The 15,572-nt window shown below is 57.4% G+C and carries 13 protein-coding genes and 1 pseudogene; 10 read left to right on the top strand and 4 right to left on the bottom strand.

The window, feature by feature from the left end; genetic code table 11:
• From H9646_RS17430 to H9646_RS17385, 10 genes and pseudogenes are all read left to right on the top strand, one after another.
• A pseudogene (locus tag H9646_RS17430) lies at positions 1-105 on the top strand (electron transfer flavoprotein subunit alpha/FixB family protein); the annotation flags it as partial.
• Positions 106-211: 106 nt separating this feature from the next.
• Positions 212-1,360, top strand: coding sequence for an ABC transporter substrate-binding protein (locus tag H9646_RS17425; RefSeq protein ID WP_191724665.1), 1,149 nt, complete (start codon positions 212-214; stop codon positions 1,358-1,360).
• A gap of 68 nt (positions 1,361-1,428) precedes the next feature.
• Positions 1,429-3,219 (top strand): acyl-CoA dehydrogenase, encoded by a 1,791-nt coding sequence (locus H9646_RS17420; protein ID WP_191724664.1) that lies wholly within the window; start codon positions 1,429-1,431, stop codon positions 3,217-3,219.
• A gap of 143 nt (positions 3,220-3,362) precedes the next feature.
• A complete protein-coding gene (locus H9646_RS17415) occupies positions 3,363-4,322 on the top strand; it encodes an NAD(P)H-dependent flavin oxidoreductase (protein WP_191724663.1) in 960 nt (319 codons plus the stop codon).
• A gap of 150 nt (positions 4,323-4,472) precedes the next feature.
• Positions 4,473-6,158: a thiol reductant ABC exporter subunit CydD gene (gene cydD / locus H9646_RS17410; RefSeq protein WP_191724662.1), complete on the top strand. Its 1,686-nt coding sequence runs from the start codon at positions 4,473-4,475 to the stop codon at positions 6,156-6,158.
• Positions 6,158-7,846 carry an amino acid ABC transporter ATP-binding/permease protein gene (locus tag H9646_RS17405; RefSeq protein ID WP_225214301.1) on the top strand — a complete coding sequence of 563 codons (1,689 nt, stop codon included), beginning with the start codon at positions 6,158-6,160 and terminating at the stop codon, positions 7,844-7,846. Before cydD ends, H9646_RS17405 begins: the two co-directional genes overlap by 1 nt.
• Positions 7,847-7,931: 85 nt before the next feature.
• On the top strand, positions 7,932-9,518 hold the full coding sequence (locus H9646_RS17400; protein WP_191724660.1) for a cytochrome ubiquinol oxidase subunit I: 1,587 nt from the start codon (positions 7,932-7,934) through the stop codon (positions 9,516-9,518).
• Between the two features lie 18 nt (positions 9,519-9,536).
• On the top strand, positions 9,537-10,688 hold the full coding sequence (gene cydB / locus H9646_RS17395) for a cytochrome d ubiquinol oxidase subunit II (RefSeq protein WP_191724659.1): 1,152 nt from the start codon (positions 9,537-9,539) through the stop codon (positions 10,686-10,688).
• A gap of 113 nt (positions 10,689-10,801) precedes the next feature.
• Positions 10,802-10,930: a cytochrome bd-I oxidase subunit CydX gene (gene cydX, locus H9646_RS17390; RefSeq protein ID WP_191724658.1), complete on the top strand. Its 129-nt coding sequence runs from the start codon at positions 10,802-10,804 to the stop codon at positions 10,928-10,930.
• A 145-nt stretch (positions 10,931-11,075) separates the two neighbouring features.
• The gene (locus H9646_RS17385; RefSeq protein ID WP_191724657.1) at positions 11,076-11,984 is read left to right on the top strand and encodes a DUF3014 domain-containing protein; all 909 of its coding nucleotides are present in this window, start codon (positions 11,076-11,078) and stop codon (positions 11,982-11,984) included.
• Between the two features lie 60 nt (positions 11,985-12,044).
• Here H9646_RS17385 and H9646_RS17380 read toward each other — a convergent pair whose 3' ends face one another.
• The 4 genes from H9646_RS17380 to folP all read right to left on the bottom strand — a co-directional run bounded on the left by H9646_RS17380 (position 12,045) and on the right by folP (position 15,538).
• Complete coding sequence (locus H9646_RS17380; protein WP_191724656.1) at positions 12,045-12,635, bottom strand: GbsR/MarR family transcriptional regulator; 591 nt, start codon at positions 12,633-12,635, stop codon at positions 12,045-12,047.
• A 106-nt stretch (positions 12,636-12,741) separates the two neighbouring features.
• The gene (gene rnk, locus H9646_RS17375; protein ID WP_191724655.1) at positions 12,742-13,155 is read right to left on the bottom strand and encodes a nucleoside diphosphate kinase regulator; all 414 of its coding nucleotides are present in this window, start codon (positions 13,153-13,155) and stop codon (positions 12,742-12,744) included.
• A gap of 191 nt (positions 13,156-13,346) precedes the next feature.
• Positions 13,347-14,681: a phosphoglucosamine mutase gene (gene glmM, locus H9646_RS17370; RefSeq protein WP_191724654.1), complete on the bottom strand. Its 1,335-nt coding sequence runs from the start codon at positions 14,679-14,681 to the stop codon at positions 13,347-13,349.
• 14 nt (positions 14,682-14,695) lie between these two features.
• Complete coding sequence (gene folP, locus H9646_RS17365; RefSeq protein ID WP_225214300.1) at positions 14,696-15,538, bottom strand: dihydropteroate synthase; 843 nt, start codon at positions 15,536-15,538, stop codon at positions 14,696-14,698.
• Positions 15,539-15,572 lie beyond the last annotated feature (34 nt).

Genomic DNA, 15,572 nt, shown 5'->3' with positions numbered 1-15,572 from the left:
GTGGCGATCAACAAGGATGCGGAAGCACCGATCTTCTCGGTGGCCGACTATGGCCTGGAGGCTGACTTGTTTGTGGCCATTCCAGAGCTGGTGAAAGCGCTGTAATTTGCGGAAAAAAAGGAGGGGCAGGCCCCTCCTTTTTTGCATCAGGGGCAGGCATGCGTTGAGCGCGGATTCAACAACAATGACCTGACGACAAGGGAGATACGACATGCAGGAGACAAGCAGGGGCAGGCTTGGCCAATGGGTGCTGGCCGTAGCTTGTGCCACCACAGGCACATGGGTGCATGCTGACTGGGTCATTGGGCAAGTCGCACCACTGACAGGTGCTGGGGCCGTGCAGAGCAAGGCCTATGCACAAGGCATGCGCCTGTATTTCAATCAGGTCAATCGCACAGGTGGCGTGCACGGCGAGCGCGTGCGTCTGGTCAGTCTCGACGACCGCTCCAGTCCGCAGGATACGGTCAAGCAAACTCAGCGCTTGCTCCAGGAGTCCAAGCCCATCGCGTTGGCTGGTTATTTTGGTAATCGCAATTTACTGGCCTTGCTCGATAGCAAGGTGCTGGATCAGGCGCAAATCAGTCTGGTTGGCTTTCATAGCACGAATGCCCGTGTTCTGAAGGCTCAGCAGCTGTTTAGCACCCGTGCGGTATTGCCGCAAGAGATTGAGAAAATTACCAAGCATCTGGCCACGCTGGGTTTGACTCGCCTGGCGATCGTATATGACGAGCGTGATGACCAGGAAGGCAAGGCACTGGAGGCACAGGTCACTGAGATTGCTGCGGCTTCAGGAGCCAAGCTGATTCACAGCCGCATGCTGAAGGCCGGCAAAGCAGCGCAAGAAGCGGTGATTGATAGTTTGCAAAAAGCGCAACCCGGCGTGCAGGCCATCATCGTCGTGGCGTCCAGTCCAGTGACTGCAGCTTTTGTGGAGATTTACCGTGCCGAAGGCGGGGCTGCTCAAATTTATGCCACTTCCGGTGCAGACATTGAGCAGCTGGCAACCCGGTTGCATGTGGATGTGATGCGCGGCGTCTCGATTGCGCAGGTGGTGCCCAACCCGTACCGTTCTAACAACCGTTTGAACAAAGAGTTTCGCGACGTGGTGAGCAAGCAGCCTGACAGTGACGCAATACCGGTGAGCTATCCCATGATGGAAGGCTATGTGAATGCCAAGGTGCTGGTGGATGCCATGCGCCGCACTCAGCCACTGACCAGTGAAAAACTGGCTGACAGTCTGCGCAATCTGAATGCCGTGGACTTGGGCGGTTACTGGGTCAGCTTTCGTCCTGACTCTCAATCGGGCTCCAAATTTGTGGATTTGAGCATTGTGAATGCCCAAGGACGTGTGACGCAATAAATCAGAGATAGCCGCCTGCGTAGGCCAAATAAGACCACAGCCATTTTTGAATACAAGAAAGACGAGACATGAGCTACACCGCACCCATCAAAGACATGCTGTTTTGCATGGAGCACCTGGCAGGCCTGAGCCAAGTGACGCAAATCCCCGGTTTTGAAGATGCAGGTTTAGAAACCGCACAAGCCGTGCTGCAAGAAAGCGCCAAGCTGTGTGAAGGTGTGGTGGAGCCACTGAATATTCAGGGAGACATCAACCCTTCCAGCTTTCAGAACGGAAAAGTGACAACCACGCCGGGTTTCAAAGAGGCTTACCAGCAATTCATGGCAGGTGGCTGGCAAGGTTTGCAGCACCCAGCGGACTTTGGCGGTCAGGCCTTGCCCAAGACCATTGGTGCTGCGTGCGTGGAAATGCTCAATGCTTCCAACATCAGTTTTGCGCTGTGCCCGCTGCTGACGGATGGCGCGATTGAGGCGCTGCTGACAGCAGGCAGCGATGCGCTGAAAGCTACTTATCTTGAAAAGCTGGTGACCGGGGAGTGGACGGGTTCCATGAACTTGACTGAGCCGCAAGCCGGCTCGGATCTGGCTTTGGTGCGCACCAAGGCTGATCCCCAGCCCGATGGCTCGTACAAGGTATTTGGCACCAAAATTTTCATCACCTACGGTGAGCACGATATGGCGGACAACATCGTGCATCTGGTGCTGGCCAGGGTGTCGGGCGCTCCGGAGGGTGTCAAGGGTATTAGCCTGTTTGTGGTGCCCAAGTTCTTGGTGAATACCGATGGCAGTCTGGGGGCTCGCAATGATGTGCACTGTGTCTCGATTGAGCACAAGATGGGCATCAAGGCATCACCTACGGCCGTGCTGCAATACGGTGACAACGGTGGTGCAATTGGCTATCTGGTTGGTGAAGAAAACCGTGGCCTGGAGTACATGTTCATCATGATGAACGCTGCGCGCTACGGCGTGGGCATGCAAGGTATTGGCGTGTCTGACCGCGCCTACCAGCGTGCAGTGCAGTACGCGCGTGATCGTGTGCAAAGTCGCCCTGTGGACGGCAGTGTGGCGGGCAGCGCAGCCATCATTCACCACCCCGATGTGCGCCGCATGCTGATGACGATGCGTGCCACCACTGAAGCTTGCCGCGCCATGGCCAGTACGGCTGCGGCGGCCTACGATGCAGCCCACCACCACCCCGATGCTGAAGTGCGCAAGGCCAACGCAGCGTTCTATGAATTCATGGTGCCGCTGGTCAAGGGCTACAGCACGGAGATGAGCTTGGTCGTAACCAGTCTGGGTGTGCAGGTGCACGGAGGCATGGGGTTTATTGAAGAAACCGGTGCTGCCCAGTATTACCGTGATGCCAAGATTTTGACCATCTACGAAGGGACAACGGCTATTCAAGCCAATGACTTGGTGGGGCGCAAGACAGCGCGTGATGGCGGTAAAAATGCCCAAGATATCGCGGCCCAGATCGCCAAAACCGAGGCGCAATTGTTGGCCAGTGGTACCGAGGCCGCTCAATCCATGGCGCAGCGTTTGAAGGCCGCGCGCCAGGCTTTTTTGGATGTCGTGGAATTTGTGGCGGGCAAGGCCAAGGCATCACCCAACGCCGTATACGCGGGCAGTGTGCCGTATTTGATGCTGACCGGAAATTTGCTGGCTGGCTGGCAGATGGGGCGCGCTTTGCTGGCGGCTCAAGATCAAGCGGCTCTGGGGGTAGATGTGGCCTTTATGCAGGCCAAAGTGGTCACGGCGCAGTTTTATGCGGAACACATTCTCACCCAAGTGCCAGGCCTGCGCGACAGCGTTTTGGCAGGTGGAGAGAGCGCCTGTGCATTGCCACTGGATGCATTCTGACGCAAGGGTGACAGCCCGAGCATCGGTGCAAGGCAGATCATGCAAGGTCTGCATTTAAGATGAAAAAAGTGAGCTGCTAGTGCTTTTGAAATAAGCGCTAGCGGTCAATTTTTCTTGTAAATAACAATCACGGAGACAGCTGCATGTCGAAAATTCCTGCGGTGCTACAAAATTTGGCGCTGCCAGTCATTGGTTCGCCCTTGTTCATCATCAGCACCCCCAAGCTGGTCATTGCCCAGTGCAAGGCGGGCATTGTCGGTTCCATGCCTGCATTGAATGCACGACCTGCAGAGTTGCTCGATGACTGGCTGGCTGAAATTACCGAGGAGCTGGCTGCACACAATAAAGCGCACCCTGATGCGCCTGCTGCACCTTTTGCCATCAACCAGATCGTGCACAAAAGCAATGACCGCCTGGAGCACGATCTTCAGGTGTGCGCGAAGTACAAAGTGCCACTGATCATTACAAGCTTGGGAGCGCGTGAAGATTTGAACCAGGCCGTACACAGCTGGGGCGGTGTGGTGATGCATGACATCATCAACAACAAATTTGCCCATAAAGCGATTGAAAAGGGCGCCGACGGTTTGATTGCTGTGGCGGCTGGGGCAGGCGGTCACGCGGGTGTGAAAAGCCCGTTTGCACTGATTCAGGAAATTCGCCAGTGGTTTGACGGCCCTGTAGCCCTGTCAGGCTCCATTGCATCTGGCGGTGCGGTTTTGGCAGCCCAGGCCATGGGAGCTGACTTTGCTTACATTGGATCTGCCTTCATTGCCACACAAGAGGCGCGGGCTGAAGAAGCCTACAAGCAAGCGATTGTGGATTGCAACTCGGACGATGTGGTGTATTCCAACCTGTTTACGGGTGTGCATGGCAATTATCTGGCACCGTCCATTCGTGCTGCGGGTCTGGATCCAGATAACTTGCCAGACTCTGACCCTAGCGCGATGAACTTTGGTTCTGGCCGTACCAAGGCCTGGAAGGACATCTGGGGCTGTGGCCAAGGCATTGGTGCGATTGACAAAATTCAACCTGCAGCTGATTTGGTCGCGCGTTTGAAGCGTGAGTACCAAGAGGCTCGACACCGCTTGTTACAAACTGCGTAATTACTTGACGCAAGTCATATAGCACCTTAGGGTGCTTTTTTTTTACGTCACCGGAGTTATTCACTGGGGTTTGAATTGCAGTTGTAACTAAGGCTACTTGAATCGTCTAGCATTTACACAAATTTCAGTAAATACTGAAATTTAGAAAACATGCAAAATATTGACACACCTCAGGCAGCTTGTGCTTCGGCACAACACCGACCCAACAGCGCCCAACCCGGCAGTGGCTGGCTGGTGCTGGCTTCGCTGTTGTGGCTGCCGCAAGCTGGGGTGATTGCCTGGGCGGTGCAGTGCTTTGCAGCAGGGCAGGCGCTGGATTATTTGGCAATACAGGTTGCCGCAGTGATGCTGCTCGGCATTGTGCGTGCTTTGTGTGAAGGACGTGGGGTTCGAGTGACCTATGTGCATGCACGTGCACGGGTCAGCAGTCTGCGTGCCCAGACATTGCAGGCGCTGGCGCAAACTTCTCCGATGGATCGCACACGTCCTGCCTCAGGGCTGGCTGCCAGCGCTTTGGCCGAGCAGGCTGAGGCGATTGTTCCCTGGCTTTCACGCTACCAGCCAGCCATGTGGCGCGTGCGGGTCGTGTCACCCATCATCGTGCTGGCCGTTGCCACTCAGTCATGGCTGGCCGCACTGATCTTGCTGTTCTGTGCCCCTCTGATTCCTCTGTTCATGGCCATTGTTGGCTGGCGTGCCAAGGCCGCCAGTGAGGCTCATATGGTGGAGCTGGGCCAGATGAATGCGTTTTTGCTCGACCGTTTGCGCGGACTGAGTACATTGCGCGCACTGCATGCAGTACCTCACACCGCCAGCCGCCTGCGTGCACAAGCGCAATCATTGTGTGAGCGCACGATGCGTGTACTGCGCATTGCCTTTTTGTCATCAGCGGTTTTGGAGTTGTTTTCTGCCTTGGGCGTGGCCATGGTTGCCATGTATGTGGGTTTTCACCTGCTGGGCAATCTGCCATTCGGTGCCTGGGGCGGCAAGCTCAGTTTGGGTCAGGCGCTGTGGGTGTTGATGCTGGCGCCCAGTTTTTTTGATCCCCTGCGTGAGTTGTCTGCTGTGTGGCATGACCGTGCTGCAGGGCAGGCTGCGATGGAGGGATTGCAGGCATTAAGTCAAAAGAATCTGCCTTTGCCTGCTGCGCTGGCTCCAGCCCCTGACACAGTTTCACCAGATGCGATCCGCGTGGATACCTGTAATTTGCTCATCACCGTAGATGGTCAGGCGGCTTTGGCACCTGTGAATTTGCACGTTGATGCAGGGGAGCATGTTGCGATCTGGGCCCCTAGCGGAGCTGGTAAGTCGGTGCTGCTGGCACAGCTGGCTGGCTTGCTGCCTGTTGCACCAGAGCAGCTCATGCTGGATGGACAAATTTTGCATACCTCTGATTGGCCGGCAATGCGTGCGCGTACTGCATGGATGGGGCAGCAAGCCCACGTCTTTGCCGGTAGCGTCAGCCGCAATGTGCAGCTGGGCCGCGAGGGCGTCAATGCGCAGGCCGTTGAACATGCACTGACGCAAGCGGGACTGGATCAGTCCCTGGTCCAGCGTCAGGGCAGCAGTCTGGGAGAGGCCGGGCAAGGGCTGTCCGGCGGTGAAGCTGTGCGTCTGGCTCTGGCTCGCATGGCCATTCATCAGCATGCTGGTTTGTGGCTGGTGGATGAGCCCACTGCCCATCTTGACCCGGCAACGGCCCTGCAGGTGATGCACAGCCTGCGCCGCATGGCAAAGGGGAAAACTTTGATCGTAGCCACGCATGACGCGGTCTTGGCCGCACTGATGGACCGCACCATCTATCTACAAGCAGCAATGCCAAAGGTGCTTGCATGATGCCTCACACCCGATTGCGTGATGTCGCTCACCTGCTCAGTGCCATGGCTCCCAGGCGCTGGTGGCTGGGCGGCGCGGCGATGGCTGCATTGACCGTGCTGATGGGCATGGCCTTGCTGGGGCTGTCTGGCTGGTTTATTGCCGCCACGGCGCTGGCAGGTTTGGTGCCTGCAACGGCCTTGGTGTTTGATGTCTTCATGCCTTCGGCAGGCATTCGCTTGCTGGCCATGGGCCGAACAGCATCGCGCTATGGCGAACGTGTAGTCACCCATGAAGCCACCTTGGCCGTGCTGGCAGCCTTGCGCGAGAAACTGTTTGTAGGCTGGGCACAGCCTGACGCAGCCCGCTTGCTGCAATTGCGCCCTGCGCGTTTGTTGCAGCGCTTGACGTCGGATGTGGATGCGCTCGATAGCCTGTATCTGCGCATGATTGTTCCGGCGGTCGCTGCCTGTGGTGCCGCCTTGCTGGCGAGTGTGGTGCTGGGCGCTTTGCAATGGTGGCTGGGGCTGGCCGTACTGGCTTGGCTGTTGCTTGCAGGTGGTTGCCTCACCGCCTGGCTGGCGGGCCGCAGTGCGGTGCCGGCTGTGCAGCGTGCCGTGGCGCTGGAGCGTTTGCGTGCAGACGCGGTGGATATGGTGGCTGGCCAGACGGAATTGCTGATGGCTGGCCGCTTGGCCGCGCAATGCGCGCGTGTGCAGCAATCTGATGCCCGAGTAGCACAGGCCGATCACCAGCTCAACCGTCTGGATGCCAAGGCCGCTGCCGGTTTTGGCGTGGCGGGTGCTGTGGTCCTGGCCGCAGTGCTGGCCGCCGCAGGCTACCTTGTGCATGCACAGGTGATTGGAGCACCGGGTGCGGCTTTGGCACTGCTGATGGCCTTGACCGCCATGGAGCCTTTTGCTGCGCTGCGCCGCGGCGCTCTGGAAGCCGGTCGCACGCGTTTGGCGGCCCGCCGTCTGGGTGCGCGCATGCAGCAAGACGTTCAGGACGCACACTTGCCCGCCCCACAGCAAGGTCTGGCCTTTGAACTGCAGGCTGCGGTAGTCCAGCATGCAGACGGTGTGCTGCCGGCAGTCAATGGCATCCACTTGCAAGTGCACAAAGCAGAGCGCGTGGCCTTGATTGGTGCGAGCGGAGCAGGCAAGTCCACCGTCATGGCTGTGCTGGCAGGCGAACAAGCATTGACCCGGGGCACAGTGACTGCTTTGTCCTGCGTGTGGCTGACCCAGCGAGTTGCACTGTTCCAAGACAGTGTGCGCGACAACCTGCGTCTGGCGGCACCTCTGGCCGATGACGCTGCGCTGTGGACTGCGCTGCAAGACGCAGGCCTTGAGGACGATGTGCGCGCCATGCCTTGGGGGCTGGACAGCATGCTGGGTGAGGGGGGCTTGGGTCTGTCGGGTGGTCAGGCCCGCCGCCTGGGGCTGGCGCGCTTGCTGCTGGCCCAGCAGCAAGCATGGCTGCTGGACGAGCCTACTGAAGGGCTGGATGCCCCGACAGCTCACGACGTATTGCTGCGACTGATGGCGCGCGCGCAAGGCCACACGGTGGTGATGTGCACGCATTTGCAACGCGAGGCGGTATTGGCTGACCGGCTGATCTGGCTGGAAGCGGGTGCCGTGCAAGCGCAGGCGCGACGTGGAGAGGCCGGGTTTGACTCGTTGCTGCAGCGCTTGCGAGCGAATTGAAAGTTTGACCTGTTTTTGTTTGGATGCATGGGCAGGCTGGCTGCCTCAGTAGCACTCCCTTGAGGACCCTAGAAAGGACAACACCATGGACCTCGATATTGTCGACTTATCGCGGCTGCAGTTTGCGATAACGGCGCTCTACCACTTTTTGTTTGTGCCGCTGACCATTGGTCTGGCGGTGATCGTAGCCATCATGGAGACCGTCTATGTGATGACGGGACGCACCATCTGGCGCGACATGACCAAATTCTGGGGGGTCTTGTTTGGCATTAACTTTGCCATGGGCGTAGCTACGGGCGTGGTCATGGAGTTTCAGTTCGGTATGAACTGGAGCTACTACAGCCACTATGTGGGCGATATCTTTGGTGCACCGCTTGCGATTGAGGGGCTGATGGCCTTTTTCTTGGAAGCCACCTTTGTGGGCCTGTTCTTTTTTGGCTGGGATCGCATGACCAAGGTGCAGCACTTGGTGGTGACGTGGCTGGTAGCCATTGGCTCCAATTTTTCGGCATTGTGGATTCTGATTGCCAACGGCTGGATGCAAAACCCTGTGGGCGCAGCCTTTAACCCGCAAACCATGCGTATGGAAGTCAATGACTTCTTTGCCGTGCTGACCAACCCGGTGGCGCAGGCCAAGTTTGTGCACACCGTGTCTGCGGGCTACACCGTGGCGTCGATTTTTGTATTGGGCATCTCTGCCTGGTATCTGCTTAAAGGGCGGCACGTGGCCCTGGCCAAGCGTTCTATGACTGTGGCGGCATCGTTTGGTCTGGCCGCTTCACTGTCCGTAGTGGTTCTGGGCGATGAGAGTGGCTATTTGTCGTCAGAGCACCAGAAGATGAAGCTGGCGGCCATTGAAGCCATGTGGGAAACCGAGCCTGCACCTGCCGCGTTTACCGTAGTGGGCATTCCGGACAGCGCCGCACGTGAAACGCACTACGCCGTACACATTCCATGGGTGATGGGCCTGATTGGTACGCGCTCGCTGGATACTGAAATTCCGGGCATTAACGATCTGGTGCTGCGCGCACAAGACCGTATTACCTCGGGCATCAAGGCGTACGACGCACTGCAAACCATCCGCAGCTTCAAAAAACAGGCGGACGTGCCCGCCGATGTGGTGACCACCTTTGAAGACCATGGTGCCAACCTCGGCTATGCACTGCTTTTGATGCGCTACACCGATGACCCGCGCAAGGCCACGCAAGCGCAGATCCAGCAAGCTGCGCAAGATACCGTTCCACCCGTGGGGCCGCTGTTCTGGAGCTTCCGCGTCATGGTGGCACTGGGCATGTTCTTCATCGCGTTGACTGCAACGTTCTTTGTGCTGTCTGCGTGTCGCAAGCTGGATGCTTATCCGTGGCTGCTCAAAGTGGCGGTGATGGCCATTCCTTTGCCGTGGATTGCGGCTGAATGCGGCTGGATCGTTGCGGAGCTGGGCCGTCAACCCTGGATCATTGAAGGCGTACTGCCCACGGCCATGGCAGTTTCCAACCTGGGGGCTGGCACTGTGCTGATGACGATCGTCATGTTTGTGGCCATTTACACCGTCATGTTCGGTATCGAAATGGTATTGATGCGCAAGGCTATCTTGACGGGGCCCACCGAAGAGAGCGAACCCCACCTCAGTGCGTACGCGAAGAAATTCGTGAATGCCTACAGCGGCAAGTAACCGAAGGAGTCACATACCATGATCTTGCATGAACTTTTGGGCTATGACGTTTTGCGCGTCATCTGGTGGCTGCTGCTGGGCGTCTTGCTCGTGTGCTTTGCAGTCACTGACGGTTTCGATCTGGGCGCAGCAGCCTTGCTGCGTGTCACGGGCAAAACCGATGTAGAGCGCCGTGTGGTGATCAACACCATTGGGCCTATCTGGGAAGGCAACCAAGTGTGGTTGATTTTGGGGGGAGGCGCTATTTTCGCGGCCTGGCCTCAGCTGTACGCGATCTCGTTTTCTGGCTTTTACATGGCCATGTTCGCTGCGCTGGTCTGCTTGATCTTGCGGCCTGTGGCTTTCAAGTTCCGCAGCAAGCGCGAAGGGACAGCCTGGCGCAATGGATGGGACTGGGTACTGTGCCTGTGTGGCTGGGGCCCTGCACTGGTCTTTGGTGTGGCCATGGGCAATGTGCTGATGGGCGTGCCTTTCCGTCTGGCTGACGACATGCGCATCTACTACGACGGCAGCTTCTTTGCGCTGTTTTCGCCCTTCGCGGTGCTGTGTGGCCTTGTCTCGCTGTCGATGCTGCTCATGCATGGTGCAGCGTGGCTGGTTTTCAAGACCGAAGGCGATGTGCAGGCGCGTGCCACTCGCTGGGGTATGGGTGCTGCCATTTTGACCACGGTTCTGTATGCCGTTGCTGGTGTCTGGCTGGCCAAGTTAAGCGGCTACACGCTGACCGAGGCCATGAGCACGACAGGTCCCTCCAACCCACTGCTCAAGTCGGCGCAGCTGGGGCAGGGCGCCTGGATGGCCAATTACGCCAAGCAGCCATTGCTGTGGATCGTGCCTGCACTGGGTGTGTGCATGCCATTGCTGGCGGCCTTGGGAATGAAGTTGCGACGTGAGTGGCTGGGCCTGCTCAGCAGTGGTCTGGCCATTGCTGGCATTGTGCTGAGCGTGGGCGTCTCTATGTTCCCCTTCATCCTGCCCTCATCGGTCAACCCGCAGTTCAGTCTGATGGTCTGGGACGCATCGTCCAGCCACCTGACGCTGTTCATCATGCTGGTGTGTGCCCTCATCTTCTTGCCCCTCATCCTGGCCTATACCAGCTGGGTCTACAGCATCATGCGTGGCAAGGTAGACCCCGATGAGATTGAACAAGGCAAGGGTCACGCTTATTAAAAAGAGAGCTTCTAGCGCTTGATAGACAACGTTTTACATATGTTTTCATATTGAAAACAAGTAATACAAAGCGCTAGTAGCTATCAAAAATTGAATTTTGAAAGGAAGATGCAATGTGGTACTTCTCTTGGATTTTGGGCTTGCCACTGGCTGCTGCGTTCGCTGTGCTGAACGCCATGTGGTTTGAATTAGTGGATGACGAAGCCACCCGCAAGCAATTGCTGGAAAAGGCCAAAAACTAAAAACACCTGGTTCCGGCATCACCGGTTCAGGCCTGAAGTAACCCGCAGCTGTTCAAGGCTGCGGGTTTTTTTGTGCGTGCATGACCGCTAGGATGGAGGCATGCGAAATGCTTGAAGGCATGCATTACGCACAGCAAGGAGCGCCATGACTGAGCAAGATTTACGTCCACCCAAGCAGCAACGCATGCGTCAACAGACTTCAAGCGATGGGACCACCAAGTGGCTGCTGATTGTTTTAGCCATTGCTGCGGCGGGTTATGCAGCCTGGTACGCACGAGAGTACTGGGCAGCCAAAAGCACAGGTGCAGCGCCTGCTCTGGAGGCACCCATTTCAAAGCCGGCGGATGCACCTGCACCCGTAGTACAAGAGCCAACTGCGGTTGCACCATTGGCAGCGCCGCAAGACGCAGTACCGCAGCACCCCTTGCCAGCTGCCACTGCAGATGCGGTGCCTGCCGATGATGCGCAGGCTCTGGACCGCATGGTCAAAGACTGGCTGGGCAGCCAGGCTTTGAAATTTTTGGTGATGCCGGGGCTGGCACACCATATGGTTGCCACCATCGACAACCTGCCACGTGGTCATGCCGCCCCACGTCTGTGGCCGCTATACCCCGTTGGCGGGCAGATGCAGCTGACGCAAAGCGAGCAAGGCATGCACATTGCCAGCACCAACAGCGCCCGCTACGACGCCGTGGTGGGTTTTGTGACCAGCATTGAGCCGGCCCAGGCAGCCGCATGGTATCGGCAGGCCTATCCGCTGCTGCAGCAAACCTATGAGGGCTTGGGCTACCCAGGTCAATACTTCAATGACCGGCTGGTGGCCGTGATAGACCACTTGCTGCAGACACCCGAGCCACAAGAACCCATTGCTGTGCAGCTGGTGCAGGTGCAGGGCCAAGTTCCGTCTCAGCAACCATGGCTGCGCTATGAATATGCGGACCCCAAGCTGCAATCGTTGTCTTCAGGGCAAAAGATACTGCTGCGTCTGGGGACTGCGCACCGCCACCGCGTTCAAAGCTATTTACAGGCCTTCCGGGCACAGATCACGGCATAAAAAAAGCCTGCGTATGCAGGCTTTTTTTCGGGCACTGGCGTACACAGCGCGTTCAGCGCATCAACTCTCTTTGCCCTCTGCTGCATTTTTGTTTTTGTCTCCGCCCAGCATGCGGTCCTTGAAGTCCAGCACCCGAGTCACCGCCGCCCCCATGCCCATGAGCTGCATGGCAGTTTCGGGTTTGAGGCGTTGCACATCGTCAAACCAAGTCATCAGCTTTTCAATCAGCACATACATTTCTTCAATGCGTTGCTGTGCATGGCGCTCGTCGTCGGTTGAAACGTCTTCCAGCAAAGCGGAGCGCAGCATCGACTGAGTGGGCTCAATTTCCCGGCGACGACGCTCTTCAGCCAGGCGGCGAAAGATTTCCCATACGTCTTGCGGTGCTTCAAAGTACTCGCGCCGGTCACCGGCATGGTGGCGCAGGTTGACCAGGCGCCACGACTGCAATTCCTTCAAACCCATGCTCACGTTGGAGCGAGAGAACTCCAGCGTTTCCGCAATATCTTCTGCATTGAGTGCACGGGGTGACAAATACAGCAGCGCGTAGATTTGACCCACGGTGCGGTTGATGCCCCAACGGCTACCCATCTCGCCAAAGTGCGAGACGAACTGCCGGTTCAATGGAGGGAGTGGGGTGTTTTGTGTCATATCCGCATTGTGCCTAGGAATGCATGTATTCCTGCAATTGCTGAATTTACCGATATCCGTGTGTATGGGCTATTTCGCAACGCGCTACGAGCAGGGGGTTCGCGGTCTAGCGATGCAACTGACCAGCGTTTTCAGGCTGGTAGGTAATTGCATCGACCTTGACTGTGACGGGTTTGCCTGCGGGGCTGGGCAGCTCGAACACGTCGCCCACGCGCAGTCCAAGCAATGCCGTGCCCACAGGCGCAAATACCGAGACTATGTCAGGGCTGCCATCCGCCTCCTTGGGGTACACCAAGGTCAGGGTTTGGGTCTTGTCACTCTCTTGCAGCGTAAAGCGCACGGTGGAATTCATGGTGACCACGTTGGCAGGCATTTCCTGTGGGTCCAACACGTCAGCGCGGTTCAGCTCCGCTTCCAGCGCGCTGCGGCCCGGAAAGTTGCTTGGCAACTTTTCCATGAGGTTTTCAAGGCGGTCCATGTCCAGTGAGGACAGGGTGATCGCGGGTTTTTTGTTGTCCATATGCGGCTTCTTTGCGAAGGTGTGGAGCAAACCGTGTGTCAAAACTCAGATGTCTACACGGAGAACGGCCCGGACAACGGCGGTTGTCAGGGCCAGCGTGTTTGCACATTTTTGGTGCGTTGCAGGCATTGTGGCTGCCTACTTAATAAAAGCAAGCATTGGGCAAGCTATTGGTACGAATCAGTGGGGCTTTAGCCGGCTTTCGCCGCATCAACCAACTTTTGTGCACAGAGACTCGCTTGTGCGGCATCGCGCGCTTCAACCATGACCCGCAGCAACGGCTCGGTACCGCTGGCGCGGATCAGGACTCGGCCCGTGTCGCCAAGCAGTTGCTCCACCTCAGCCTGTGTTTGTGCAAGCAGGTGATTGCTTTTCCAATCCTGGCCAGGAGCCAGGCGAACATTGATCAGCACCTGGGGGTAGAGCGTGAGAGTGGACAGTTGTGCTGCCAGCGTCTTGCCGCTGCGTACACAGCTTTGCAGCACTTGCAGCGCACTGACAATGCCATCACCTGTTGTGTGTTTGTCCAGAACGAGTAGATGGCCAGAGCCCTCTCCACCAATTTGCCAGCCTCTGGCGTTCAGCGCTTCCAGTACATAGCGGTCACCTACTTTGGCACGCACAAACTCCACGCCTTGCTGCTTGAGGGCTACCTCGACAGCCATGTTGGTCATCAGCGTGCCAGCAGCGCCAGCCGTTGGCTCGCCACGCTGCAGCCGGTCTTGAACCATGAGGTACATCAGCTCGTCGCCGTTATAGATGCGGCCTGCGCCATCGACCATGAGCAGCCGATCGGCGTCACCATCCAAAGCGATTCCGTAGTGGGCATGGTTGGCGCGGACAGCCAGTGCAAGCGTTTCCGGGTGGGTGGCACCCACGCCATCATTGATGTTCAGCCCATCGGGTTCACAGCCAATTTCAATGACTTCTGCGCCCAGCTCGTGAAAAACTTTGGGGGCTATGTGATAGGCAGCGCCATGGGCAGCATCCACCACAATACGCAGCCCATGCAGCGACAGGTTGCTGTCGAATGTGCTTTTGCAAAACTCGATGTAACGGCCTGCCGCATCATCGAGACGGCGGGTTTTACCAAGTGCGGCTGAGTCGCTCCACTGAGGGGCCTCCTCTAATGCCGCCTCAACGGCTTCCTCCCAGGCATCGTCGAGCTTGGTGCCCTGGGCACTGAAAAATTTGATGCCGTTATCGTAGAAAGGGTTGTGGCTGGCACTGATCACAACACCCAGACTTGCGCGCTGGGTACGTGTCAGGTAGGCCACACCAGGTGTGGGCAACGGGCCAAGCAAAATGACATCCACGCCAGCGGCGTTAAAGCCAGCTTCCAGGGCCGCTTCCAGCATGTATCCAGAAATACGGGTGTCTTTGCCGATAAGAACGGTAGGGCGTTCCTGGGTCTTTTTGAGCACACGGCCCACTGCGTGCGCCAAGCGCAGGGCGAAGTCGGGATTGATGACGGATTGCCCTACCTTGCCGCGGATGCCATCCGTGCCGAAATACTTGCGAGCCATTGTGGTGTTCCTTGTTAGGGGTGCTGGCGTTGTTGATCGTGCATGGCCTGCCATACCGACAAAGCAGCCTTGGTGTCTGCCACATCATGCACGCGCACAATGCGAGCGCCGCGCTCTACGGCCAGCAAAGCTGCAGTCACGCTAGGAACCATGCGTTGCTCAACAGGTAATCCGCTGACCTGGCCCAAAGAGCCTTTGCGTGACCAACCAGCCAAAAGCGGAAAGTCTAGTGCGAGCAATTCTGTCTGGCGAGCAAGTAACGCAAAATTTTGTGCCACGCTTTTGCCAAAGCCAATGCCGTAATCCCAAACAATGCGTTCGCGGGATACGCCACGCGCCATCAGCGCTTGAGATGCATCGCGCAAAAAATCACGCACCTGCGCTACAGCGTCACCTTGCATATGGTCAAGGTGCATGTTTTGCGGTGTCTGGTGCATATGCATGATGCAAACCCCGCACCGGGGATGAGCGGCCACAACGTCCTGAGCGCCGGGTTGCCGCAGCCCCCATACGTCGTTGATGATGTCAGCGCCCAAATCCAGGACTGCCTGCATTACCCGAGGTTTGTAGGTGTCCACAGAGATGGCAACGCCCAGCTTGACCGCTTCTTTGACGATGGGCAGTACACGGCGAATCTCTTCATCTTCTGGCACGGCGGGTGAGCCGGGGCGGGTCGATTCGCCGCCAATGTCCAGAATGTCTGCGCCCTCTTTGACCAGTTTTTCTGCATGGCGCACAGCATCGAGATCTCGGTGCTTGCCACCATCAGAAAATGAGTCCGGGGTATTGTTCACAATGCCCATGATCAAGGGGCGTTGCAGATCCAGTAAAAAACGCGTGGTTTGCCATTGCGCCATAACGAGCTCCAACAAATGATGGCCATGAAAAAAC

It is taken from the genome of Comamonas avium, from assembly GCF_014836675.1.
GTDB lineage: Bacteria > Pseudomonadota > Gammaproteobacteria > Burkholderiales > Burkholderiaceae_C > Comamonas > Comamonas avium.
Note: the sequence above shows the minus strand (reverse complement) of the source record. Positions and strands in the feature narration are given on the sequence as shown.